The 21,738-nt window shown below is 71.0% G+C and carries 23 protein-coding genes; 10 read left to right on the forward strand and 13 right to left on the reverse strand.

Going from position 1 to position 21,738, the window contains the following annotated elements; genetic code table 11:
* Nucleotides 1-14: 14 nt before the first annotated feature.
* Entirely contained in the window at nucleotides 15-905 is an 891-nt protein-coding gene (locus tag ACIBBF_RS17430; RefSeq protein ID WP_397415659.1) for an NmrA/HSCARG family protein, read from the reverse strand.
* A gap of 86 nt (nucleotides 906-991) precedes the next feature.
* Between ACIBBF_RS17430 and ACIBBF_RS17435 the strand changes: the two genes are divergently transcribed.
* Entirely contained in the window at nucleotides 992-1,531 is a 540-nt protein-coding gene (locus ACIBBF_RS17435; RefSeq protein ID WP_397415661.1) for a TetR/AcrR family transcriptional regulator, read from the forward strand.
* 363 nt (nucleotides 1,532-1,894) lie between these two features.
* Complete coding sequence (locus ACIBBF_RS17440) at nucleotides 1,895-2,587, forward strand: SRPBCC family protein (protein ID WP_397415663.1); 693 nt, start codon at nucleotides 1,895-1,897, stop codon at nucleotides 2,585-2,587.
* Nucleotides 2,588-2,899: 312 nt separating this feature from the next.
* On the opposite strand, the gene ACIBBF_RS17445 is transcribed toward ACIBBF_RS17440, so the two are convergent.
* Nucleotides 2,900-3,724 (reverse strand): class I SAM-dependent methyltransferase, encoded by an 825-nt coding sequence (locus ACIBBF_RS17445; RefSeq protein ID WP_397415665.1) that lies wholly within the window; start codon nucleotides 3,722-3,724, stop codon nucleotides 2,900-2,902.
* A 7-nt stretch (nucleotides 3,725-3,731) separates the two neighbouring features.
* Nucleotides 3,732-4,205 (reverse strand): GbsR/MarR family transcriptional regulator, encoded by a 474-nt coding sequence (locus ACIBBF_RS17450; protein ID WP_397415668.1) that lies wholly within the window; start codon nucleotides 4,203-4,205, stop codon nucleotides 3,732-3,734.
* 207 nt (nucleotides 4,206-4,412) lie between these two features.
* Here ACIBBF_RS17450 and ACIBBF_RS17455 point away from each other — a divergent pair, with 207 nt between their 5' ends.
* Entirely contained in the window at nucleotides 4,413-5,000 is a 588-nt protein-coding gene (locus tag ACIBBF_RS17455; protein ID WP_397415670.1) for a hypothetical protein, read from the forward strand.
* 46 nt (nucleotides 5,001-5,046) lie between these two features.
* On the opposite strand, the gene ACIBBF_RS17460 is transcribed toward ACIBBF_RS17455, so the two are convergent.
* Nucleotides 5,047-5,598 carry a GNAT family N-acetyltransferase gene (locus tag ACIBBF_RS17460; RefSeq protein ID WP_397415672.1) on the reverse strand — a complete coding sequence of 184 codons (552 nt, stop codon included), beginning with the start codon at nucleotides 5,596-5,598 and terminating at the stop codon, nucleotides 5,047-5,049.
* 51 nt (nucleotides 5,599-5,649) lie between these two features.
* Between ACIBBF_RS17460 and ACIBBF_RS17465 the strand changes: the two genes are divergently transcribed.
* A complete protein-coding gene (locus ACIBBF_RS17465; protein ID WP_397415674.1) occupies nucleotides 5,650-6,258 on the forward strand; it encodes a TetR/AcrR family transcriptional regulator in 609 nt (202 codons plus the stop codon).
* 151 nt (nucleotides 6,259-6,409) lie between these two features.
* Here the strand turns inward: ACIBBF_RS17465 and ACIBBF_RS17470 are convergent, their stop codons facing one another.
* Nucleotides 6,410-7,054, reverse strand: coding sequence for a MarR family winged helix-turn-helix transcriptional regulator (locus ACIBBF_RS17470; protein WP_397415676.1), 645 nt, complete (start codon nucleotides 7,052-7,054; stop codon nucleotides 6,410-6,412).
* 147 nt (nucleotides 7,055-7,201) lie between these two features.
* Here ACIBBF_RS17470 and ACIBBF_RS17475 point away from each other — a divergent pair, with 147 nt between their 5' ends.
* Nucleotides 7,202-8,173 carry an aldo/keto reductase gene (locus tag ACIBBF_RS17475; protein WP_397415678.1) on the forward strand — a complete coding sequence of 324 codons (972 nt, stop codon included), beginning with the start codon at nucleotides 7,202-7,204 and terminating at the stop codon, nucleotides 8,171-8,173.
* An 89-nt stretch (nucleotides 8,174-8,262) separates the two neighbouring features.
* Nucleotides 8,263-9,354, forward strand: a complete 1,092-nt coding sequence (locus tag ACIBBF_RS17480; RefSeq protein ID WP_397415680.1) for a Gfo/Idh/MocA family protein — start codon at nucleotides 8,263-8,265, stop codon at nucleotides 9,352-9,354.
* A 158-nt stretch (nucleotides 9,355-9,512) separates the two neighbouring features.
* Here ACIBBF_RS17480 and ACIBBF_RS17485 read toward each other — a convergent pair whose 3' ends face one another.
* Both ACIBBF_RS17485 and ACIBBF_RS17490 read right to left on the reverse strand, forming a co-directional pair.
* Nucleotides 9,513-9,863 carry a winged helix-turn-helix transcriptional regulator gene (locus ACIBBF_RS17485; RefSeq protein WP_397415682.1) on the reverse strand — a complete coding sequence of 117 codons (351 nt, stop codon included), beginning with the start codon at nucleotides 9,861-9,863 and terminating at the stop codon, nucleotides 9,513-9,515.
* Nucleotides 9,864-9,959: 96 nt separating this feature from the next.
* On the reverse strand, nucleotides 9,960-10,811 hold the full coding sequence (locus tag ACIBBF_RS17490; protein ID WP_397415684.1) for an LLM class F420-dependent oxidoreductase: 852 nt from the start codon (nucleotides 10,809-10,811) through the stop codon (nucleotides 9,960-9,962).
* Nucleotides 10,812-11,177: 366 nt separating this feature from the next.
* On the opposite strand from ACIBBF_RS17490, the gene ACIBBF_RS17495 reads away from it, so the two are divergent.
* A complete protein-coding gene (locus tag ACIBBF_RS17495) occupies nucleotides 11,178-12,317 on the forward strand; it encodes a LacI family DNA-binding transcriptional regulator (RefSeq protein ID WP_397415686.1) in 1,140 nt (379 codons plus the stop codon).
* A gap of 126 nt (nucleotides 12,318-12,443) precedes the next feature.
* Here ACIBBF_RS17495 and ACIBBF_RS17500 read toward each other — a convergent pair whose 3' ends face one another.
* Nucleotides 12,444-13,007, reverse strand: coding sequence for a GNAT family N-acetyltransferase (locus ACIBBF_RS17500; protein WP_397415688.1), 564 nt, complete (start codon nucleotides 13,005-13,007; stop codon nucleotides 12,444-12,446).
* Between the two features lie 42 nt (nucleotides 13,008-13,049).
* On the opposite strand from ACIBBF_RS17500, the gene ACIBBF_RS17505 reads away from it, so the two are divergent.
* Entirely contained in the window at nucleotides 13,050-13,406 is a 357-nt protein-coding gene (locus ACIBBF_RS17505; protein WP_397415691.1) for a siderophore-interacting protein, read from the forward strand.
* Nucleotides 13,407-13,428: 22 nt separating this feature from the next.
* Here the strand turns inward: ACIBBF_RS17505 and ACIBBF_RS17510 are convergent, their stop codons facing one another.
* From ACIBBF_RS17510 to ACIBBF_RS17520, 3 genes are all read right to left on the reverse strand, one after another.
* On the reverse strand, nucleotides 13,429-14,379 hold the full coding sequence (locus ACIBBF_RS17510) for a DUF1177 domain-containing protein (protein ID WP_397415693.1): 951 nt from the start codon (nucleotides 14,377-14,379) through the stop codon (nucleotides 13,429-13,431).
* A 150-nt stretch (nucleotides 14,380-14,529) separates the two neighbouring features.
* Nucleotides 14,530-15,246 (reverse strand): AroM family protein, encoded by a 717-nt coding sequence (locus ACIBBF_RS17515; protein WP_397415695.1) that lies wholly within the window; start codon nucleotides 15,244-15,246, stop codon nucleotides 14,530-14,532.
* On the reverse strand, nucleotides 15,243-16,886 hold the full coding sequence (locus ACIBBF_RS17520; protein WP_397415697.1) for an OPT/YSL family transporter: 1,644 nt from the start codon (nucleotides 16,884-16,886) through the stop codon (nucleotides 15,243-15,245). Before ACIBBF_RS17520 ends, ACIBBF_RS17515 begins: the two co-directional genes overlap by 4 nt.
* Nucleotides 16,887-17,088: 202 nt before the next feature.
* Between ACIBBF_RS17520 and ACIBBF_RS17525 the strand changes: the two genes are divergently transcribed.
* Entirely contained in the window at nucleotides 17,089-17,952 is an 864-nt protein-coding gene (locus tag ACIBBF_RS17525) for an IclR family transcriptional regulator (RefSeq protein ID WP_397415699.1), read from the forward strand.
* Between the two features lie 38 nt (nucleotides 17,953-17,990).
* Complete coding sequence (pepE, locus tag ACIBBF_RS17530; RefSeq protein WP_397415701.1) at nucleotides 17,991-18,728, forward strand: dipeptidase PepE; 738 nt, start codon at nucleotides 17,991-17,993, stop codon at nucleotides 18,726-18,728.
* Between the two features lie 70 nt (nucleotides 18,729-18,798).
* Here pepE and ACIBBF_RS17535 read toward each other — a convergent pair whose 3' ends face one another.
* A complete protein-coding gene (locus tag ACIBBF_RS17535) occupies nucleotides 18,799-19,578 on the reverse strand; it encodes an SDR family oxidoreductase (protein ID WP_397415703.1) in 780 nt (259 codons plus the stop codon).
* Between the two features lie 184 nt (nucleotides 19,579-19,762).
* Nucleotides 19,763-21,622 carry a gamma-glutamyltransferase gene (gene ggt / locus ACIBBF_RS17540; RefSeq protein WP_397415706.1) on the reverse strand — a complete coding sequence of 620 codons (1,860 nt, stop codon included), beginning with the start codon at nucleotides 21,620-21,622 and terminating at the stop codon, nucleotides 19,763-19,765.
* Nucleotides 21,623-21,738: the final 116 nt, after the last annotated feature.

Here is a 21,738-nt window from a genome sequence, read left to right on the forward strand (position 1 = left end):
GGGAGCTGGACGCCTCAGACGAGTGTCCGCTGCGCCCACGTGCGGAAGTCCGTGGTGGGCAGGCCCAGAGCCCGGACGTGTTCCGGCCGGGCGGGCGTGCCGTTCTGGTTGATCCGCTCGACCTCGTTGACCACGGCGGGCAGCATGCCGCGCTCGACGGCCTGCTGCGGGGTGAGCACAGGCGCGCTGATCGTGCGGCCGGTGACCTCACTGAGGATCTCGGCGGTCTCGGTCATCGTCAGCATCTCGCCGGCGAGCTCCACGTCCATGCCGTCGAACCTGCCGGGTTCCGTGAACGCGACGGCCGCCGCCTCCCCGATGTCGTCGACCGCGATCCAGGGGATCTGGGTGTCCGCGGCGAACCCGGTGATGATCGTGCCGCTGGACCAGTCCCCGAACAGGTAGGACCGGTGGGTCAGGTTCTCCATGAAGGTCGCGGGCTTGAGCACGGTCCAGTGCTCGAAGCCGGCGGCACGAACGGCATCGTCCACAGCGGCCTTGCTCTCCCAGTAGTGCTCGTCCCAGCGCCCCTCGGCCCAGCCGGGCTGGGTCCGGTGAAACTCGCCGGCGCCGTCGACGCTGCTGTGCACGACGTGCGAGACCCCCGCCTTGCGGGCGGCCTCGACCACGTTGCGGCCCCGCGCCACTTCCGCATCGCCCGCCGGGTCCGTGACGTCGGGGTGCGGGACGGAGAACAGGCCGTCCACGCCCTCGGCCGCTGCGAGCAGCGACCCGGCGTCGTCCAGGTCGCCGGTGACCAGCTCGGCCCCCCGTTCCCGCAGGGCCTGAGCCTTCGCCGAGTGCGGGTCGCGGACGAGGGCACGGACCTGGACCCCGCGGTCGAGCAGGGCCCTGGCCGTGGCCCCGCCCTGGTTGCCCGTCGCTCCGATGACCAGAACCTTCATGCTGCCTCCCAGACAAGTGGGGTGGTACCCCGGTTATCGCTCCGGCTAACATAAGGGCCACCATCCCGATGTGGCAACGGCGGAGCATGAGGGCTGACGCAGAACGCAACTACGAGCGCATCGTGAGCGCGGCCTCCGAGGCGATCGCCCGGTACGGCGCCGAGGCGTCACTCGAGGCGATCGCGCGTTCGGCAGGCGTCGGTTCGGCCACGCTGCACCGGCACTTCCCGTCCCGGTGGTCGCTGCTGGAGGCCGTCTTCCGGGACCGCGTCCAAGCCCTGTGCTCCCGTGCCGAAGAGCTGCGGGCAGCTCCGGACGCCCTTGAAGCGCTGAGGTCCTGGCTCCGGGAAGTGGCCGCGTACTCGACGACGACCCGCGGCCTTGCTGCGTCGATCCTGAACGCGCCACCCGAGGACGGTGCTTCCTGCGCGACGATGCTGGTCGCGGCGGGCGAGCCGCTGCGACGCCGAGCGGTCGACCAGGGATCGGTGCGAGCGGACGTCGCCACGGCAGACCTCTTGACCCTCGCCAACGCCATCTCGCTCGCCACTCAGGACGCCGGAGCGGCCGAGGCGGAACGACTTGTCACCCTGGCGCTGGAGGGAGTCGGCCCGCGAAGCGAGTGAGCTCGCATCGCGCAAGCCCTCGAGCAAGCCCGACATCTCCTCGCGCCGCCGGCTGCGCGACCACGTCGGGCCGGACCCCGGCGTACCGCCCGGCGCCGGGCGGCTCCCTACCTACGTAGGTCTCACCGACGCGACCACCCGCGCCGACGCGAGAAGTTCCTCCCATGGAACGACGCACTGCCCGCTGCACGCTCGACGTCGGGGCGCGCCGCGGCACGCGCCTGCCCGCCGCCAGGGACGTCCACGTCGTCGTCACACGGCACCACCACGCCTGACGCCCCTGCCGTCCGGCTCGACACCGCTCGAAGCCCTGCCACCGGACCGCCTCCGCTGCGATCCGCCGGACCCGAACCAAGGACTGACATGACCGTCTCCAGCATGCCCCGCACCTCCCGCATCACCGTCGCACTCGCCACCACGCTGACGACCGCGCTCGTCGTCGCCGGATGCTCCGGCGCGCAGGACCATGCCGCCGACGCCCCCGCGAGCACTTCGGCGGCGGACGTCCAAGCGCCGGACGTCCAGGCGCCGTCCGCCAGCCAGCAGTGCGCCGGGCAGGGCATCGACGACTCGGCTGCCATCACCCGCGCCGCCGAGATCCTGATCGACGCCCCGCTCGATCATGTCTGGGACGTGCAGACCGACGTCGAGTCCTGGGACGAGTGGCAGGACGCCGTCCTGACCGTCGACCGCCTCGACTCGGGCGACTTCGCGTCCGACTCGCGGTTCCGATGGACCACGCCGGTTCCCGAGTCGGACTTCGCCCCTGCGGACACGCTGTCGATCACGTCCAGCGTGCAGGAGCTGGAACCCGGCACGTGCGTCCTCTGGGAGGGACCCGCCGTCGGGGAGTCGATCACGATCGACCGAGGTGTCCACCTGTGGACGTTCACCGAGACGGACGAGGGCACGCTCGTGCACACCGAAGAGTCCTGGGACGCCGAGATCCTGGACGCGCTCGAGGGGCCGGACCACGAGACCGTCGCCGCCATGCTCGGAGGAGGCCTGGACATCTGGCTGCAGGAACTCAAGGACGAGGCGGAGAAGCAGGCCTGAGAGCCGGGCTGACGCCGACGCCACCGGTCAGCTCTCCGGAGGCGGCTCGCAGACTGCGGGCGGTGGCCGGGACGCCCTCGTTTGCCTCTCGCCGCGAGCCGGGCGCCTGGGGGGCACGCCTCTGACCGTGGAACCCAAGGAGCTGGGATCCCCGCCCCCAGGCCGAGGTCCCAGCTCCTGCCCGAGCGTGGGCCCAGACCACCTCGCTCGGGTCCCGACCCGAGACATCTCCCGGGCCTCTGCCCTGTGGGGAGCCTACGCGGGTCGCAGACACTGAGCTCGATCCAGGACGGGTGAAACCGCTGAGGCCGTTCAGAACCGGTAGTGAAGTATGCGCGCGCCTTGTCGGGACATCGCGGTGCTGTGCGCCACGAGGCGAGTCAGCGCACGTACGGGCTGCGGGAACGCTGCGACTTCCGGGGCGCGGGTGAGCAGCCGTTCAGAGATGAGGGTGAGGCCCGCATTCCAGCGTTCCGGCTCGCGGGGGTCGTCGAAGCCTTGGGCGGCATCGATGCCGAGGGCCTTGATGGAGGCGTCGTACCTCATCGCCCAGGCGGCGAAGCGGGTGTAGCCGTTGAGCGCGAGCTCGCCGGCCCGGAGCCGGGTGGTCAGCTGGCGGATCATGGCCTGGAAGGAGTCACCGGGCAGGAAGGGCAGCACGCCTTCGGCCACGATCATGGTGGGCCGGTCGTCCGGCAGGACCTCCGACCAGCTCTCCGCGGTGATGTCCGTGGCGACCAGGTGTGACCGACCCGGGAGATACTGCTGGCGCAGCTCCGTGACCTGGGGAAGATCGACGTCGTACCAGTCGACGCCGGCGGGTGGGGTGCAGCGGGCCATCCGGGTGTCGAGGCCGCAGCCCAGGTCGACGACGACCGCCTCGGGGTGCGTGGTGGTGAACTGGCGGACGACGTCGTCGAGCTTCTTGGCGCGGAGCGCGGTGCTGGCGACGAGGCTCGGTCTGACCTTGAGCCTGCCGAAGTCGTAGCCGGTGTCCTGGGCGATGCGGTCCGCGATCGCTGCAGCGAGGGTGTCGCCGAGGATCGGAGCCGGTGCCCTGCTGTCCTGTGCTCGTGCGTACAGGGTGAGCAGCAGCGTCTCCTGGACCGGGCTGAAGTCGAGCTGGAGGGACGGCATGGCTCTCCTAGCGCTTCAGGGGGTTGCGGGCGGCGATGTCGCGCAGCCAGGTCAGGGACTCCTGGGCCGCCTTGATGCGGCCGGCGCCATCGCGGCCGACGAGGGCGAAGCCCTCGTCGGCGATGTCACCGAACGCGCTCAGGCTGTCGAGCTTGCGTTCGACGACCTTGTGCCAGGCGTCGTCCTCGATGCGGTAGTAGGCCGTGCGATCACCGGGACGGCGCACCTTGCGCACCAGTCCGATGGCGGTGAGCAGGCGCATGTTCGAGGTCAGAGACGCCCGGCTCGCCTGGATGGTGTCCGCGATCTCGCCGGCGGACTGCTCGGGCGGGTCGCAGATCATCAACCAGCCCAGGACCCGCCCGGTGATCGGCGGCAGCCCCCACTCCTCCACACAGAAGGTGGCCACCTGTTCCACCCATCGCATGAGCTGGTCCCGGCGCTCCTCGGTCATGGCGTCGTCGCTATGTTTTTCAGTCACGACTGAAATATATAGCTGCATCTTGTCCACCGTCCAGGCGCTCGAGGTGCACCGCGGAGGACAGCCTCACCGGAACGCGGCGGTGTGCACCATTCCGGGGCACCAGGCGCGTTGCCTAGTTTCGGTAGCTACCTCGATGAGAATGTGACCGCGGCGACTTCAAGGGAAACTACAACAATGCGTTCCTGGACCTCGACACGACGCGGCATGTCCGGCCTGGTCGCCACGCTGTGCGCGGCTCCATTCCTGTTGACCGCCTGCGGTGCCGGCTCGACATTGCTGGACACCGGCGCACTCCCCCGGGTCGAAGAGACCACCGATGGCGACATGGGAGCACCAGGGACCGGCTGGTGCGACGCGCTCGGCTACCTGGAGTCGAAGCTGTCGAACGCCGCCGACGGGACGACCGGCGAGCAGTACGCGCTCGAGAACGGTGACGTCGTCGGTGCCACCGCGTTCGTTCCCGGGGGCGGGTACTACCCCGATGCCGAATCGATGCTCGCGGCCATCCAGGCGGCTGTCGACGACTGCTCGGCCGACGCCGAGCAGGGCGACTACGGCAAGGCGACCTGGGAGCAGATCGGCGGCCTACCCGACGGAGCCGTGGGATTCACCTTCACGAGCGCGTCGTCGAACCCGGTGGAAGTCGGCAGCATCGCGTTCGCAGAGGCGGAGGACGGACGCCTCGTCGGCGTCGGGGTGACACACAGCGGGAGTGGTGAGGCGTCCGTGGACGTGGCGGGCCTCCTCGCCACGGCGCTCGAGCGAGCCGGCGAGGTGGAACCCACGAGCTGAGTCCGTCGCACGACGCCGGGACGACTGCCGCCGACGAGCGGCTGCCTCACCGTCCCAAGGCCTGCCATTCGGGAGCGAGGACCGCCCAGACCTGCTTGTCGTAACGCCGGCCCTCGTACGGCCACGCCTCGCGCCGGACGCCCTCCAGCGTCATGCCGAGCCGCTTGGCCACCGCGGAGCTGCGGTCGTTGTCGGCACGACAGTGCCATTCGGCCCGGTGCAGCCCCCGCGACGCGAAGGCCCAGTCCAGCAGGACACCCGACGCCTGGGTGATCAGACCGTGCCCCTCGGCGGACGGTTCCAGCCAGCATCCGATCTCGCACACGCCGGAACCGGCGTCGAGATCGGTGAACATCACGCCGCCGACCAGGACACCGGCACGCCAGATGCCGTACAGGCGGCCGCCGTCCTCAGCCTGGCGCGCCGCGTACCGCCTGAGTGTGCTCCGTGCCCCGTCCAGATCGTCGGTGACGAACGTGGGGCCGACCCACGGTCGGATGTGCTCACGAGCTCGGTCCATGTGGGCCGCGAACTCCTCGGCATGCCAGACCTCCAGCGGGGCGAGGTGAATACCGTCGCGCAGCACCAGCGAGAACATGAGGACTCCTCCATTCGCATAACAAGCGTTTGGACAATGTACCGTGGCAGCATGCCGCGCCCCAAGGGAGATCACGAGGCCCGTCGCCGTGAGGTGTCCGAAGCCGTCTGGCAGGTGATGGCCACTCGCGGCTTCGCCGGCCTCACGCTGCGCGCGGTGGCGACCGAGCTCGGCGCGACCACCGGCCTGCTCACCCACTACTTCCCCACCAAGCAGGCCCTCGTCGCGTACGCCCTCGATCTGCTCGAACGGCGGACCATCGCCCGCCCGCGCCGCCCCGCCGGCAAAGGACTGATCGCCCTGAGGCACGCCCTGATGGACATCCTGCCGCTGACCCCGGAAGCCATGGACAGCAACCGGATCTGGGTCTCCTCATGGGACGCCGCGCTCTCCGACGACACCCTGCAGGCCGACTACGCCCGCAAGTACGCCCAGAGCCGCGACACCTTGCGCGAACGGGTGACCGCGGCCCAGGAGCTCGGCGAGCTTCCCCCAGGCAACCCGGCAGACATCGCGGCCGGCTCCCAGTCCTTCACCCTCGGCCTGGTGGTCCAAGCACTGCTCGACCCTGCGACGTTCACACCGCAGCGGCAGGTCGAGCTTCTGGACGACTACCTCGCTGCCCTGGCCGCCTCGCGCCCACCCGAGGATCGCCTCTGACCAGCTGCATCGTCGGCGGGTTCGGTCTCGATGTCCCGGCCAGGCCGCTGGGCGGCGGAAGGGCAGGGGCGCCACGGCACTTCCCTGCGCCTCTGGTGCTCGGCCGGGCCGGTGCACAGGTCTCGTCAGGGCCGTGGTGTGCCCCGGTCTGCTACGGCTCGGGAGCGTCGAGGTGAGCCGTCGCCGCACGTGCGGGCGCGGTTCGTCCCTTGTTGATCGCGGCGTCCACTGCTGCGCCGATGCGCTTCAAGGCCATCAGGTCGCGCGGATCGAGCAAGTCGATCAGATATTCGCGGACTGCCGCGACATGCCCGGGCGCCGCCGCGACCACGACCTCGTACCCGGCATCGGTCAGGGTGGTGTTGGTGCGGCGACCTGCGCCGGGTATCCGGGACCTGGCAAGGAGCCCTCGCTTCTCCAGCCGTCCGACGACGTGCGACAAGCGCGACAACGACGCCGACGTGCGCACAGCGAGCGAGCTCATCTGCATGGTCCGGTCCGGCTCCTCGGAGAGGACCGACAGCACCATGTACTCGAAGAAGGTCATCCGGGACTCGCGCTGCATCCGCGCGTCCAGGGCGGCGGGCAGGCTGATCATGATCGCGGAGTTGGCCAGCCAAGCAGCCAGCTCATCACTGTTCAACCAGCGCGGCTCGTCGCCCGTCCCGACGAGCGGCTCCGCATCGGCCGCTGTGCCGTCGGGCTCTTCTGCGGCCGCCGTCGGTGTCACGCGGGACACGGAGCCGCCCTCCTCGGCCCTCTCGTCGTGCACCTGAGCACCCGCTGCCTTGGCCATGCGACCAGCCTACGACGGCAGTTATTGACGCATCAAGTTCGAGAGGGTAGAACTTGACACGTCAAGTTCATCTTGATGCGTCAAGTTCTTGTCCGGTCGACGTGCCGGCTGTGGGCCTGGCGAATCGACCCCCGAGAGGAACACTCGATGCAGACCACGTCACTGGGCGGGCTTGAGGTCTCGCGCCTCGGCCTAGGAGTCATGGGCATGTCCGCCTTCTACACGGGCAAGGACGAGTCCGAGGAGGACTCCGTCCGCACCATCCAGCGCGCTCTGGACCTCGGCGTCACCCACCTGGACACCGCCGAGGCGTACGGCGAAGGGGCCAACGAAACCCTGCTGGGTCGCGCAGTCAGGGGTCGTCGGGACGAGGTGGTGCTCGCCACCAAGTTCGGTCTGGTCTCGCACACGGGCCGGCCCGGGGCCGACAGTACGCCGGCGAACGTCCGGCTCGCTGTCGAGGGGTCGTTGCGGCGCCTGGGCACCGACCACATCGACCTGTACTACCAGCACCGAGTTGACCCGGACACCCCGATCGAGGACACCGTCGACGCCCTGGCCGACCTGGTCACCCAGGGCAAGGTCCGCTACATCGGCCTGTCCGAGGCCGGCCCCGCCACCATCCGCCGCGCACACGCGGTCCACCCGGTTGCTGCGGTCCAGAGCGAGTACTCGCTCTGGACGCGCGACCCCGAGACGGCGGTGCTTCCGGTGCTGCGCGAGCTGGGGATCGGACTGGTGCCGTACTCCCCGCTGGGCCATGGCTTCCTGACCGGGCGCATCCGTTCCCTGGACGGCCTGGACGCCGGCGACTGGCGTCGTACCAACCCGCGCTTCACCGGCGGCAACCTCGAACGCAACCTGCGCATCGTCGACGAGGTCCGGGCCGTGGCGGCCGAGACCGGAGCCACCCCGGCCCAGATCGCCCTGGCCTGGCTCCTGGCCAAGGGCGAGGACATCAACCCCATTCCCGGTACCCGACGCGTCGAACGGCTTGCGGAGAACATCGCTGCAGACGGGATCCGGCTCACCCCGGACCAGGTCAACCGGCTGGACAACCTGACGCCCGCGTCCGGCGACCGCCATGACCGCAGCGGTATGGCCGCCATCGACCGGTGAAGGCGGCTCGGCGACCGAGCCGAACCGCACGAGACGACCGTGTCTCCACCGCAGAACAGTGAGCAGTAGATCGAATGGAGCAGCAGATCATGGCAAGCAGTGTGATTCGTGTCGGGATCATCGGCGCGGATACGAAGGCGAGCTGGGCCGGCGCATCGCACATCCCCGCGCTGGCGGCCCAACCGCAGCTCGTGCTGGCGGCGGTGGCGACCCGGCGTGAGGAGAGCGCACGGGAGGCCGCCGAGGTGTTCGGTGCCGAGCGTTGGTACGCCGACCCGTACGAACTGATCAACGACCCGTCGATCGACCTTGTCACCGTCGCCGTCAAGGTTCCGGCACACCGCGAGCTCGTGCTCGCGGCCCTCGCGGCGGGCAAGGCCGTCTACTCGGAGTCGCCGCTGGGCGCGAGCGTCGCCCAGACGGAAGAGATGGCTGCGGCGGCCGGCACCCTGCACACCGCGATCGGGCTGCAAGGGAGCCTCAACCCGTCGGTACGCCGGGCGGCCGAGATCATCGCCCAGGGCCGGCTCGGGCGACTCTTGTCAGCCCGAGTGACCGCGACGACCTTCGGGAACGGCCCGGAGTCGGTGAGCGCCTACGAGTACTTCGACAAGGCGGACGCCGGCGCAGGCTTCATGACGATCGCGGTAGGCCATGTCCTGGACGTGATCGAGACGATCCTCGGTGACATCACCGAGATCGATGCACGCACGGAGCTGCTCTGGCCCGAGGTGAAGCTGACCGACACCGGCACGACCACCACCCGCGAGGTACCGGACCATCTCGACGCGATCCTCAAGACCTCGTCCGGAGCTGCCGTCGGCGTGCAGGTCCTCGCCGGTGTCCCGGTACCCGACGCCCGGTTCAGCCTCGAGGTCCGAGGCGCCGACGGCTGGCTCAGGCTGACCGGCAACCACCCCGCCGGCGTCCAGGTCGGCGACCTCACGCTGACCTCGAACGTCGACTACGAGGCGCCCGACAGCCCCGTCGCCACGGGAACCGGACCCGCCGCGGCCGAGATCTGGACCGGTGCCGCCATCAACGTGGGCGAGGTGTACGCGAGCCTCGCGCGCGACATCACCGACGGGACCCACCACACCCCTGGGTTCGCGCACGCCGCTCACAACAGCCGCCTGGTCGCCCGGGTCGAGCAAGCCGCGCGAACCGGCGTCCGACAGTAGGTGAGCCGGCAGGAACAAGTCCTGGTGTCCGCAGCAGTCTGCGCGGACACCAGGTCGTGCCTGGCGCCGGAGCCATCGAGGTGGCCTCCACAGCGCCGCGCCCCGGTGTCCGCCGACGCGTCCCAGCCTGTGCGGACCAGGCTCGGTGTCGTCGACCGTCAGGATCCGCTGGGCTGGCTCGTCAGCTGCCCGATCCGGTCCATGTTGGCGTATCCCCATTCGCACAGCGGGCGCAGCGTTTCGGCGAGGCTCGCGCCGAACGGTGTCAGGGAGTATTCGACATGAGGCGGAAGCTCCTGGAAGTCCTTGCGGACGATGACGGAAGCAGCTTCAAGGTCTTTGAGCGCGCCGATCAACACCTTCTCCGTCACGCCGTCGACCAGGCGGCGCAGCTGGCCGAACCTCTGCGGGCCGTGTGCGGCGAGCTGCCAGAGCACCAGGGACTTCCACCTGCCCCCGACGACGGACAGTGCGGCGTCCAGTCCGGAGTAGAACCCACGCTCGGTCATCTGGATCGACCTTTCCACCAGCCACCACGGAAAAGCCTCGCCCGTGGGACGGAAACTCGCTGTTGATTCTCTCGGCCGAAGGGGTGGATTCGGCGGTCAACGGTCCCGCCAGGCGAGCATCTTCTCCAGCTCGGAAAAGTTGTACCCGTTCTCGTCGGGATGGATCTCAGTGGTGAACAGGGTCACCCCCTCGGCGACAAAAGCGTCGGAGGTGGCCTCGTCGGTCCAATCAACTCCGCGTTCGATCGTCGCCTCATCTCGCCCGGCCTCCTCGACGAGACCCTTGAGCAATTCGTTCTTGCGACGAAACTCCTCGATGGGCTCGAAGCTGTGCCAGATGTCGGCGTAGCGCGCCACGATCGGCAGGGTACGGCGCTCGCCGCCACCACCGATGAGGATGGGGATGTCGCGCACCGGAGCCGGCGTGAGCTGCTGCAGCCGGTTCGTGATGCGCTCGAGGCTTTCCTCGAAGTGGTCGAAGCGCGACTTCGTCGTGCCGAAGTCGTACTGGTAGACCTCGAAGTCCTTCTGGTACCAGCCGGTCCCCAGACCGAGGATGAGCCGACCGTTGCTGATGTGATCGACCGTGCGCGCCATGTCGGCGAGCAGGTCCGGGTTGCGGAAGGCGACGGCCGACACGAGCAGCCCGATCTCCGCCCTGCTGGTGATCTCGCCCCATGTCGCCAGTGCGGTCCACCCTTCGAAGTTGTTGACGTCTTCTTGCACCTCGTGCAGCTTCGGGACGCCGTCGACGATGTCGACGAACGGCTTGTGGAGGTGGTCGTAGCCGAAGACTGCGTCGGCGCCCAGCTCCTCGGCGTGCTGCACCGCTCGGCGCCAGGTCGCGTAGTCCGGTGTGCCGCCGGGCCAGAGCTGGACGCCGATGCGCACGCGGTCGGGCCGGCTCTCGGCAGTGGCGATGTCGGTGGTGCTGGACGTGCCAGGCATGAATGTGCCTCTCATGTATTCGTGTGGTCTGCATCCCCCACGCCGGCACTCAGACGCCGTGGGAGAGAGTTCGGCGGCTCGGCCTGTTCGCCTGCGCCGGAATCGAGTAGACCTGCCGCTACTTCCCACCGACAAGTACCTACTTTTTTGTCAGTGCCCTCGGCGGTGGGTCTCCGGGACGGCCAGCTCGTCCAGATTCAGGTGCGGACCCAGCCCGTCCGCGGGGGTGTTCGATGAGTACTTGCCGTCGACGAAGACCCCGCGCTCGCGGGTCGGTCGTCTTGGTTCGGTCCATCGTGACCAGGGCCGAGGATGGCAGCGGTTCCATGATGGGATCGCACCAGCTGACCGAGCCGAGGAGGAGCGATGAAAGGACATGCCCCGACCTTGCGGGACGTCGCCGACCTGGCAGGCGTGTCATCCACGACGGTGTCGCGCTTCATCAGCCGCAACGGCTTCGTCGGCGCAGGAGCGCGTGCGGCGATCAAGCAGGCGATCGACGAGCTCGGCTATGTCCCGTCGGCGTCTGCACGCGGCCTCGCATCGCGGCACACGGGGATGGTCGGTCTGTGCCTGCCCGTCGTCGAGGCTGACGCCGACCTGGCGGACCGCCGGTCGTCCGGCCCGGTGCGCGGCGCTCCGGGTGGCGAGGCGGTGACCATGGTGGTCGACGCGGAGCCGGACTCGCTCGTCTCCTGGGGCGGCATGTACTTCGGCGAGGTGGTGCGTGGCGCCGAGTTCGCGGCCTGGGACGCGGGGCTCGCGATCACGGTCGCGATGACCCGGACCCCTGACCTCGAGGCGCGGGTGCTCAACATGGCCGGCCGGGTCGACGGCATGGTCGTCGTCAGCGGGACGCTCCCGGAGGACCTGCTCGACCACGTCGCCCGCCGCGTGCCGGTCGTGCTTCTTACCGGGCTGAGCCCGGCGAGCGCCCACGACCGCGTGACCGTGAGCAATGCGGAAGGCGTGGAGCGCCTTGTCGACCATCTCGTGGCGGACCACGGGATCACGACGTTCGAGTACGTGGGCGCGTGGGCCGGCACACCCGACGACGACGAGCGCTTCCGCGGATTCCGCCGTGCTCTGCTGCGGGCCGGCCTCGAGGCGCCCGAGGCTCCGCGGCTGCGGGGTGACCTGGGCCGCGGGCGCGGGCGGGAGATCGGAGAGGCACTCGTCGCAGGACGGAGCCACGGCGTGGCACTGCCTGGCGCGCTGGTCTGCTGCAACGACAACACGGCGCTCGGGCTCCTCGACGTCTTCACGGCGTACGGCATCCGCGTCCCGGACGACGTGGTGGTCACCGGGTTCGACGGCATCGAGGCCGCCCGCACGTCCGCGCCGTCGCTGACCACCGTGGAGCAACCGATGGCCGAGCTCGGGCGGGCGGCGGTGGAGGTCCTCACCGCACGGATCGCGGAGCCCGCCCGCCGCGCCGTGACCAGGAGCCTCCCCGTCACCGTGGCGCTCCGCGCCAGCTGCGGCACCCACCCGACGAGTCTCTGACCTTTTCGTCGCGCGGTGCTACCGCGAGAAGGGTGGCGCTGCCGCAGGAACAGGCGCCGTCGAGGATCACCAGCCCGCCACCTCACCCGACCGCCGCCTACGGTGAGCGGGGCGGTTCACCGTGGGTCAAGCCGGCCATTCCTCGGCGAGCAGCCCGAACCGCAGGACATCCATCCACACGCCTGAGCGGTGCAGCTTCGCCTTGCGGCTGTGCTCCTCGCGCCGCATCCCGATGCGCTCCATGAGCCGCCACGACGGCTCGTTCTCGGCAAAGCACCGCGCATGCACCCGCCGCAGTCCGAGAGCGCCGAAGCAGACGCCGACGATCGCCCGGACGGCCTCCGTCGCGTAGCCGCGACCACCGTAGACAGGGTTCAGCGTCCATCCGAGCTCCGCCTGCGAGCTGCGGGCGGCCTCGACGGTCTCGCGCTGCGCCGACCCGTCCTCGACGCGCACCATCATGTCACCGAGGACCGTGGCGCCCTCGGCCGTCACGAGCTCGATGACCAGCAGGACCGCAAGGCGTTCAGGCCGCATCAACTCGGCACGGAACGTGTCAAGGTCCTTCGGGTTGTTGGAGATCCACTGCGTGACCTCGGGCAGCCGCCGATGCCGCCACAAGGCCTCCGCATCGTTCGATGTCGCCCGCCGGATACGAAGCCGTTCGGTGCGGACCGGCCACGGGACCACGTCGAGAGAATCAGGCACGCAGACACGATACGTGGCGCCGACGTGCACACCGGCCCGGTGCTCGTGATCGCCGACGAGTCCGGCCTGCCCGGTATTGAAGGCATCGCGAACACCCTCGAGGGCCGCGCAGCCACCGACCTGCTGGAGGTGCCGCACGCGGCCGACCAGCGAGCCCTGCCCGCCGCCGACGCCCGCTGGCTGGTGCGCGAGGATGGCCGGCCCGCCGGCTCCGCAGCGCTCGACACGCTGCGCACGGCCCGTGTGGACCCGGCGGCCTACGTCTACGTCGTGGGCGAGGCGTCGTACACGCCGGCGACGCGAGCGCACTGCCTGAGCGTCGGCGTACCCCAGGCGCGGATCGACTTCTGCACGTACTGGCGCTCGGGCCGGAGCCGCTGAGCCACGGTGGTCGGCGGCGCGGTCAGGACACCGCGACGCCACCCACCGTGCGCAGCCCGGCCATGCTGCCGTACAGCTCCTGCAGGCGGGCGACCTCCTCCAGGTCGGCGAACGTGACGATGCCGCGGCCGAAGTCCTTGGCGGTCTCGATCGCGAAGCGGACGGCGGCCTCGACGTCGTGCAGGTCGGTGGCACCCGTGGCCGACCCCGCCACCGCGGTCTCCGTGACGACGGCCAGGCCCACGACCGGCACCGCCGTCGCGGTCGCCGGCTGCACGATCGAGTTCACATGGAACAGGCCGTTCCCGTACGGCGTGATGTCCTGCATCGTGATCGGCATGACGGCCGGTGCCCGGCCCGTCGTCCGCGCCGCGACGTCCAGGAGCGTCTCCGAGACGCGCACGATCCAGCCGTCGACGATCGTCGGGGTGATCGCGATGCCCTTGTGGTTGCAGACGCGGTTGCCCTTGGTGGTGTCGATGGACAGGACGGCGTCCATCTCGGCCAGCACCTCGTGCCGGTTGCTGGTCTCCTGGTCCACGGCCGAGCTCATGAACGGCACCGGGTCGTGCGGCTGGGTTGGCGCGTCGGGGTCCACGTGGGTGGCCACGACCACGTCGCCGGGCAGGTGCTCGCCGCGCTCGCGCATCGTGATCAGCTTGGCGGCGACGGTGAGCGCGGCCAGGGCGCCGTCGCCGTCGCTGACGAACCCGATCTGCTCGGGACGAGCACCCAGGCCGCCGAGGCGGCCCAGCACGCCGAGCGTCGGGGCCGTGCCGCCGACGCGCTTGCCGGCGCTGCCGGGGATGGTGACGCGGACGAAGTCGGTGGTCCCGCCGGGGCCGTCCACGACCTCGACCTCGATGCTGTCGGCGGGCGCGCCGAGGCCACGGAGGTGGTCGGCGACGGCGGTGCCTCGCACGGCGGGGTCGTCGAGCAGGTCGTACAGGGCGACGAGATGGCTCCAGGACATGGATGTGTCTCCTCCAGGGTTGCGGTGGTGCGGTGATACGTGGTCGTCAGTGCGCCGCGGACGGCGGCCGCCCGCGGCGCGGATGTGACCAGGTCACGGGTCTCGCGGGCGCTGTGGGCCAGCTGGGCGGCCACGAGCCGGTCGCCCAGGTCAGGACCCGGATGGCGCGGAGCCTCGTGCGCCGAGCACCTCCGCGGCGAGCCGTGCGGCCACCGACCGGGCCACCACGACGGGCAGGCCGCTCGCCTCGGCCACGGCGTCGCGCATCGCGTCCGTGTAGCCGAAGCAGTCCAGGGCGATCACCTCGGCGCCGCCGGAGGCCAGCTCTTCGGCCCCGGCTCGCAGGGTGCGTTCGTCGTCGGTGTAGGGCGAGCTCGCGGCCACCGCGACGCGCGTGCCCCTGCCCAGCACGCGGGCGAACTTCCGGGTGGTGTCCTGGGTCTGCTCCGCGAGCGGGGCGATGACGCCCACCGCGCCGCCGTCGTCCACGACGGCGGCCACGGCGTGCGCGATGATCCGGTCCGGGACGAACAACGGCTTGGTGTGCGCCAGCGCGGGGAACGGCCCGGTGCACGCCAGGAGCACGGCGTCGACCTCGTGCTCCAGCTCCGCGAGGAGGCCGGGCAGCCGCCGGAGCACCGTGGCCTCGCCGATGACCGTCGACCCGCCGCCGGCGAGCCGGGTGGTCAGGACGTGGTCGCCGGGCTCGGGGGCGAAGGATGCGATCTCCTGCGGCGTGCAGCCGTCGAGCACACCGCGCTCCACGAGCGTGACGCCGGGGAGCAGGCCGACGAGCTCCGGGGTGAGGTCGACGCGCGGCGTCTGCCCGATGGTGACCACCCCGAGCCGGGTGCCGGTGTGCGTCATCGCCAGACCATCCGTCCCACGGAGTACAGGGAGTCGCCGGCGATCAGGCCCGCCCCCACCAGAGCGGTCTCCCGCTCACCCTCCTCGCCGCGCACCCGCCGCCACACCAGGCGCGCCGCGAGGGCGGCGAGCACGAGCCAGCCCGCGTTCGGCGTGGCCACCAGCAGGCCGGTGGCCAGCAGTACCCCGAGCTGACGGCCGGGGCCCCCGACGACCTGCACCACCGCGCCCGGCACCGCCCAGACCAGGAGGTTGACGAGGACCGTGGGATCGGTGATCCCGGCCTTGATGGTGTCGGCGTAGACGACGGCGGTCGGCGGGATCTGACCGCTCTCGAACAGTGTCGGCCACACCAGCGCGACGATGCCGATGGCCACGACGAACCCGAGGATGGAGGCCCGCAGCTGCTCGCGGCGGCCGTCCAGCTCGAAGGCCGTGTACGGGCGGCGATCCCTGCGCAGCAGCCAGCCCGCCTTGAAGTCGTACCCCATGTCGGCGAACGCGGGACCGGTGGAGGCGCAGTACCCGACCAGCAGGGCCAGCGGCACGGTCGGGAACTGGAGCAGCAGCCCCAGGATCAGGAAGATCAGGGTGACCGCGAAGGCCGGGAACCAGCCCGCGTGCATGGCGGCCAGACCCACGATGAGCTCGTGCACGATGGCCGCCACGGCCGCGAACAACGCGAACCCGAGGATCCCCCACCACGGCAGCTCCACCCACACCCCGCCCGCGATCGCCAGGACCACGGCACCGAGCAGGAACATCATGAAGCCGGACCCGAGGGCACGACGCAGGGTGCGCTCGCCGACCGTGGGCGCCAGGGCCGGATCGTCCTTCGCCGCCTCTTCGAGCGCGGCCGCCCGCTCCTGCGCCCGGAGGGAGGGGCGGCCGAACAGCATCACGCCGATCTGGGCGAGGGCCACGAGGCCCGCGCCGATCATCACGCCGTGCGGCACGTAGTACGCGTTGAGGTCCAGCCCCGTGGTCGCGGGCACGTACTGCGCCACCAGCAGGCCGACGGCGAACATCAGCAGCGCCCAGACGTTGCCGATCATGGCGATGCCCGCCGCCGACATGGGCAGCCCGAGGAACGACGCGCCGAACCCGACGACGCCGCCGCCCACGAGCAGCGCGGCCTGCTTGCCGCCCCGGTCCCCCGCGCGGATGGTCTCCGCGGCCGCGACGCCGGGCGGCCACGCCGCGTCGGCGGGCAGGAAGCGTGAGCCGTAGGCGCGGTAGAGCACGAACACGTCGACTGCCAGTCCGAGGCTCGCGCCGAGCAGCATCGGCCAGACCAGGTCGGCACGCCCGAACAGGAACGGGATCGCCATGGGCGTCAGCAGCGAGTTCGCAGCGGCGAACGTCGCCCCCGAGATAGCCGACTGCACGAGGTTCTGCCGGTTGACGTCACGCATCCGGTGCAGCCCCGCGAACCCGATCCGGCCGATCAGCATCGCGACGACGGCACCGATGACGCTCGTGTTCGGCGAGACGCCCAGCGTGGTGATCATGTGGATGCCGATCACGGCCCCTACGACGCTCATGGCGAGGGTGATGATCGCCGTGCGGGGCTCGAGAGCCCGCGGGTGGCGCTCCGTCGCCGCGCCGGGCGCGGGTTCGGTGACGGGTGAGGCTGCCATGACGCGTGCTCCTTCGGGGCGATGCCGGCGGCGCAGGTGCCGGCCCGGGATGTGAACGTTGACGAGCACGGTGCGCCACGAGGACGCCGACCCACAACGAGATCCCACTATCTGGGAGTTACATTCAGATTTCGGGCCATGGCCTAATATCCGGACGACCGCTCTGACGTGGAGCCGTGGACTGACGTGGACAGGAGTGCCAGTGCCCGCACCGCACGCCCCCGGGACCCGGGACGCCAGGCCGGAACCCGGGAGCAGCTCGCCGCTGCAGACCGTCGACCGGGCCCTGCAGGTGCTGCTGTCATACAGCGAGACTCGCACCGAGTGGGGCGTCTTCGAGCTCGCCGAGGAGTTCGGCATCACCAAGTCGACCAGCCAGCGGCTGCTCGCTGCCCTCGCTGCCCAGGGCTTCCTCGCCGCCGACCCGTACACCCGCCGCTACCGCCTCGGCCCTGCGATGTGGCGCATGGCGGCGCTCTGGGAACGCGGGGGCGGGCTGGCCCGCCTCGCCGAGCAGGTGCTCACCGAGCTCGCCGCCACGACCGGCCGCACCGCCTCGTTCACCATCCCCGACGGGTTCCACGTGCGCTGCATCGCCGCCGTCGACGGCGAGAACGGGCCGGTCCGCTCGCACCCGCTGGTCGGCGACCTCTACCCCGCCCATGCCGGCGCCACCTCGCGCGCCTACTTCGCATTCCTCGACCCGCTGGAACGGCGCAACATGCTCGCCGGACGACCGTTCGCCCGGTACACCGAGCTCACCGAGGTCGACGAACAGGGCCTGGACCAGCTCTTCGACGAGGCCTACCGCACCGGCTGGGCCCACTCCGAGGGCGAGTACGACTCGACCACCCGCGCGATCGCCGCACCCGTCCTGATCGGCGGCAACCCCGTCGGCTCGATCTCCGTCATCGAACCGAAGGTCTTCCGCTACGAGGACGACCTGCTCGACCAGGTCCCCGCCTTGCTGCAGGCCGCGACTGCGCTCGCCAACCTGCTGCACCGGCCACCCGGCCCGGTGCAACGTGACTGGCGCCGCGGGCGCTCGCTCCAGGCCCGCCCCTGAGACCACCCGACCGCCCCGACCACCGAACGGTAGGCACCATGCGACTGCTGCTCCTGTCCAACTCCACCAACCACGCCGCCGGCTACCTCGAGCACGCGCTCGACACCGTGCTCGGCTTCCTCGACGGCGCCACCGTGACGTTCGTGCCCTACGCGCTGGCCGACCACGACGCCTACACCGCGAAGGTCGCCGCCGCGCTGACGCCGCACGGTGTTCCCGTGACCGGGCTGCACACCGCGGACGACCCACGAGACGCGATCACGCGCGCCGAGGCGGTCTTCGTAGGCGGCGGGAACACCTTCCGGCTGCTCGACACGATCCAGCGCCTGGACCTCGTCGCCCCGCTCCGGGCGCGGGCGGTCGACGGGATGCCCTACATGGGCGCGAGCGCCGGCACCAACATCGCGGGGCCGAGCATCCGCACCACCAACGACATGCCCATCGCGCAACCGGCGTCGTTCGAGGCCCTCGGCCTCGTACCGTTCCAGCTCAACCCGCACTTCCTCGACGCCGACCCGGCCAGCACCCATCGCGGCGAGACCCGTGAGCAGCGGCTCGCGGAGTTCCTGGAGGTCAACGACGTACCCGTGCTGGGTCTGCGTGAGGGCACCTGGCTCTCGGCCCAGGACGGCACCGCCCGCATCGGCGGCACCGCCGTCGGCGCTGACGCGCCGGGGCCCGCGGTCGTGTTCGCCCGCGGGGCCTCACCGCGCGAGGTGGGCGGCGACGTCAGCGAGCTGCTGTCCGGGACGCCGCGCTTCGACGTACCCGCTTGATGCCGGCGAGACCGACCACGACGCCGTCGGCCGCGGCCCGCGGCGGTGGTCTGCCAGAGCCCCTGGCCGTTCAGAAGGTGGTCGTCATCCCGCCGTCCACCATGATGGTCTGGCCTGTGATGAACTCGGCGGACGGTCCCGCGAGGAAGACGACCGCACCGGCGATCTCGTGCGGGCGACCCCAGCGCCCCAGGCTCGTACGCCGCTGCAGCCACCGCTGCCACTTCGGGTCCTGGGCCAGTGGGGCGTTGGTCTCGGTGGCGAAGGTACCCGGGGCGACCGCGTTGACCCTGATCCGGTGCTCGCCCAGCTCGGCCGCGAGCACCCTGGTCATCCCTTCGACCGCCGCCTTGGCCACCGGGTAGCCGACGTCGCCACGGCGACCGAGCTGCCCGATCACGGACGAGACGTTGACGATCGCGCCGGGTGCTGCCCGTTCGATCAGGCCGGTCGCGACCTGGCGGCTGAGGGCGTAGGCGGCCACGACGTGCACCTGGAGCAGCCGGTTCAGTGCCTCCGGCGTGATCTCGGCCAGGCCCCGGCGGTCTCGGTGCCCCACATTGTTCACCAGGACGTCTACGGGCGGATGCTGCTCCAGGACGGCAGCCGCCCGATCCGGGTCGGTCGCATCGAAGCAGACTGCGTGGACGTCCAGTGCGTGCGCACGGAGCTCCTCGACGGCCCGGCCCAGGGTGGCCGGGTCGCGCCCGTTCATCAGGACGCGTGCTCCGGCCTGCGCCAGACCGCGGGCGATCTCGTACCCGAGCCCGCGCACCGAGCCCGTGACGAGCGCGACCCGTCCGCTCAACCCGTACATGGCCGTCAAGCCGTTGCCGTCTCGGACTGGCACGTCCACCTCCGCTGCAGCGCTCTCGTCGTCGACTGTAGCGACCACGGACGACCAGGTGCGGACGCTCAGGCCCCCCCGTGCTCCAGCAGTCCGTCGTCGGCCGCGAACTCCTTGCCCGATCCCCAGGCCGTCGAGGGGGGGCGGGGGGCTGGCCTGTACGGCGTGCCGGCTCCCCGCCCTCATGTCACCTCCCGGCGGGCCGCACCACGCGGGCCGAGCCGCCGCCGAGCCGCACCGGCTCCGCCACCGCTGTGAGCAGCCCGTCCGGGCCGATCTCGATGGCCGTCGCCGCACCGATCGCGTTGGCGGTCGGCACGAGCGTGTGCCCGTAGGCAGCCAGGCCGGTGCCGTAGGCGTCGACGTACGCCCGCTCGGCCGGCGTCCGCGTGCCGTTCTGCGGCGCCGCCCGCGGCGCGGCGATGGCCTCCTGGATCGTCATGCCGAGGTCGATCCGGTTGAGCAGCATCTGCGTGACGGTCGAGATGATGTTGGACCCGCCCGGCGAACCCAGCGCGAGCACCGGGCTCCCGTCCTGCAGGACGATCGTGGGCGCCATGGACGAGCGCGGGCGCTTACCGGCCTCGATCCGGTTCGGGTCGTCGGCGTCGTACACGATGCTGAAGTCCGTCAGCTCGTTGTTCAGCAGGAACCCACGCCCGGGCACCACGACCCCCGACCCGCCGATCTGCTCGATCGTCAGGGTGTACTCGACCACGTTCCCCCACCGGTCGACCGCCGTCAGGTTGGTCGTCGACGTGCTCTCGGTGTCCTCCGGCACGGTGCCGGGAGAGGCAGTGCCGTCGCACACGCCGTCGTACGAGCGGGCGTCACCCGCGGCGACCGGCTTGGGCGCAGCGACCTGCGGGTCGAGCAGGCAGGCCCGCTCCTTCGCGAACGTGTCGTCCAGGAGAGCGTCGACCGGCACGTCCACGAAGTCGCCGTCACCCAGGTAGGCGGCCCGGTCCGCGAACGCCAGCGCGCTCGCCTCGAAGAAGTGGTGCCGCACGGCCGCGTCGTCCAGGGCTGCCAGGTCGAACTGCTCCAGGATGTTCAGGGTCTCGCCCACGGCGGTGCCGCCCGACGCCGGCGGCGCCATCCCATAGACGTCGTACCCCCGGTAGGAGAAGACCGTCGGGTCGCGGTCCACGACCTCGTACGCCGCGAGGTCCTCCGGCGTCATCGAGCCGGCCGGGACCGGCAGCGTCGTACCGGGCGCGACCGGCGGGGCCTGGACCGCACCCGCGATCTCCTGCGCCAGCTCGCCCTCGTAGAACGCCTCGACACCCCCGGCCGCGAGCGCCCGGTACGTCGCGGCGAGGTCCGGGTTGCGGAACACCGAGCCGACGGCGGGGGCCTCGCCGTCCGGCAGGAACAGGTCGGTCGTGGAGGTGATCGCCTCGAAGCGCGCCTGGTTGGCCACGGTCTGGTCGTGGAAGAGCTGGTCGACGACGAAGCCCTTCTCCGCGACCGCCGTCGCCGGCCGGAGCGCCTGACCCAGCGTGGTGGTGCCCCACCGCTCCAGCGCGCGGTCCCACGTGGCGGGCGTACCGGGCACACCGACGCTGACGCCGCCGGTGACGAGATCCGGGTAGAAGGGGTACGGCTCCCCCGTCGCCGGGTCGAGGAACGCGTCGGGCCCGACGGCGGCCGGCGCCGTCTCACGCCCGTCGATGGTCTCGACCTCGCCGGTGGACGCGTCGTAGTGCACGAAGAACCCGCCACCGCCGATGCCCGCGCTGTACGGGTCGGTCACGCCGATCGCCGCGGCCATGGCGACGGCGGCATCGGTGGCGTTGCCGCCCTGGCGCAGCACCTTCAGGCCGATCTCGGACACGACCGGGTCGAGCGAGCTGACCGCGCCGCCGTACCCGACCGACGTCGGCACCCGGGGCGGTACGTGCTGCTCCACCTCGCCACCTCCGCTCGTGGCCAGGGAATCTGCCGGGCTCGCGGCTCCGGTCGGGCTCGCGGCTGCCACGCCGGTCAGCGCGAGCGCCAGCGCGCCCGCGACAGTCGCAGAACGGGCGACGAATCTTCTGCTCATGGAGCAAGTCCTCCTGGGTGTGCGTAGCGGCGTCCGGGACCGGACACCATGTCTATGACGCACGATTCACCCCGGAGGTTGCGCCGCACGGCCGGAGATTCGCGATCACCGCGACC

It is taken from the genome of Promicromonospora sp. NPDC050880 (assembly GCF_044456525.1).
GTDB lineage: Bacteria > Actinomycetota > Actinomycetes > Actinomycetales > Cellulomonadaceae > Promicromonospora.

Excerpts from the sequence above, each read along its gene's own strand:
- ACIBBF_RS17430 (WP_397415659.1), bottom strand. The coding sequence starts at position 905 with ATGAAGGTTCTGGTCATCGGAGCGACGGGCAACCAGGGCGGGGCCACG.
- ACIBBF_RS17435 (WP_397415661.1), top strand. The coding sequence starts at position 992 with ATGAGGGCTGACGCAGAACGCAACTACGAGCGCATCGTGAGCGCGGCC.
- ACIBBF_RS17440 (WP_397415663.1), top strand. The coding sequence starts at position 1,895 with ATGACCGTCTCCAGCATGCCCCGCACCTCCCGCATCACCGTCGCACTC.
- ACIBBF_RS17445 (WP_397415665.1), bottom strand. The coding sequence starts at position 3,724 with ATGCCGTCCCTCCAGCTCGACTTCAGCCCGGTCCAGGAGACGCTGCTG.
- ACIBBF_RS17455 (WP_397415670.1), top strand. The coding sequence starts at position 4,413 with ATGTCCGGCCTGGTCGCCACGCTGTGCGCGGCTCCATTCCTGTTGACC.
- ACIBBF_RS17460 (WP_397415672.1), bottom strand. The coding sequence starts at position 5,598 with ATGTTCTCGCTGGTGCTGCGCGACGGTATTCACCTCGCCCCGCTGGAG.
- ACIBBF_RS17465 (WP_397415674.1), top strand. The coding sequence starts at position 5,650 with ATGCCGCGCCCCAAGGGAGATCACGAGGCCCGTCGCCGTGAGGTGTCC.
- ACIBBF_RS17470 (WP_397415676.1), bottom strand. The coding sequence starts at position 7,054 with ATGGCCAAGGCAGCGGGTGCTCAGGTGCACGACGAGAGGGCCGAGGAG.
- ACIBBF_RS17475 (WP_397415678.1), top strand. The coding sequence starts at position 7,202 with ATGCAGACCACGTCACTGGGCGGGCTTGAGGTCTCGCGCCTCGGCCTA.
- ACIBBF_RS17480 (WP_397415680.1), top strand. The coding sequence starts at position 8,263 with ATGGCAAGCAGTGTGATTCGTGTCGGGATCATCGGCGCGGATACGAAG.
- ACIBBF_RS17485 (WP_397415682.1), bottom strand. The coding sequence starts at position 9,863 with ATGACCGAGCGTGGGTTCTACTCCGGACTGGACGCCGCACTGTCCGTC.
- ACIBBF_RS17490 (WP_397415684.1), bottom strand. The coding sequence starts at position 10,811 with ATGCCTGGCACGTCCAGCACCACCGACATCGCCACTGCCGAGAGCCGG.
- ACIBBF_RS17495 (WP_397415686.1), top strand. The coding sequence starts at position 11,178 with ATGAAAGGACATGCCCCGACCTTGCGGGACGTCGCCGACCTGGCAGGC.
- ACIBBF_RS17510 (WP_397415693.1), bottom strand. The coding sequence starts at position 14,379 with ATGTCCTGGAGCCATCTCGTCGCCCTGTACGACCTGCTCGACGACCCC.
- ACIBBF_RS17515 (WP_397415695.1), bottom strand. The coding sequence starts at position 15,246 with ATGACGCACACCGGCACCCGGCTCGGGGTGGTCACCATCGGGCAGACG.
- ACIBBF_RS17520 (WP_397415697.1), bottom strand. The coding sequence starts at position 16,886 with ATGGCAGCCTCACCCGTCACCGAACCCGCGCCCGGCGCGGCGACGGAG.
- pepE (WP_397415701.1), top strand. The coding sequence starts at position 17,991 with ATGCGACTGCTGCTCCTGTCCAACTCCACCAACCACGCCGCCGGCTAC.
- ggt (WP_397415706.1), bottom strand. The coding sequence starts at position 21,622 with ATGAGCAGAAGATTCGTCGCCCGTTCTGCGACTGTCGCGGGCGCGCTG.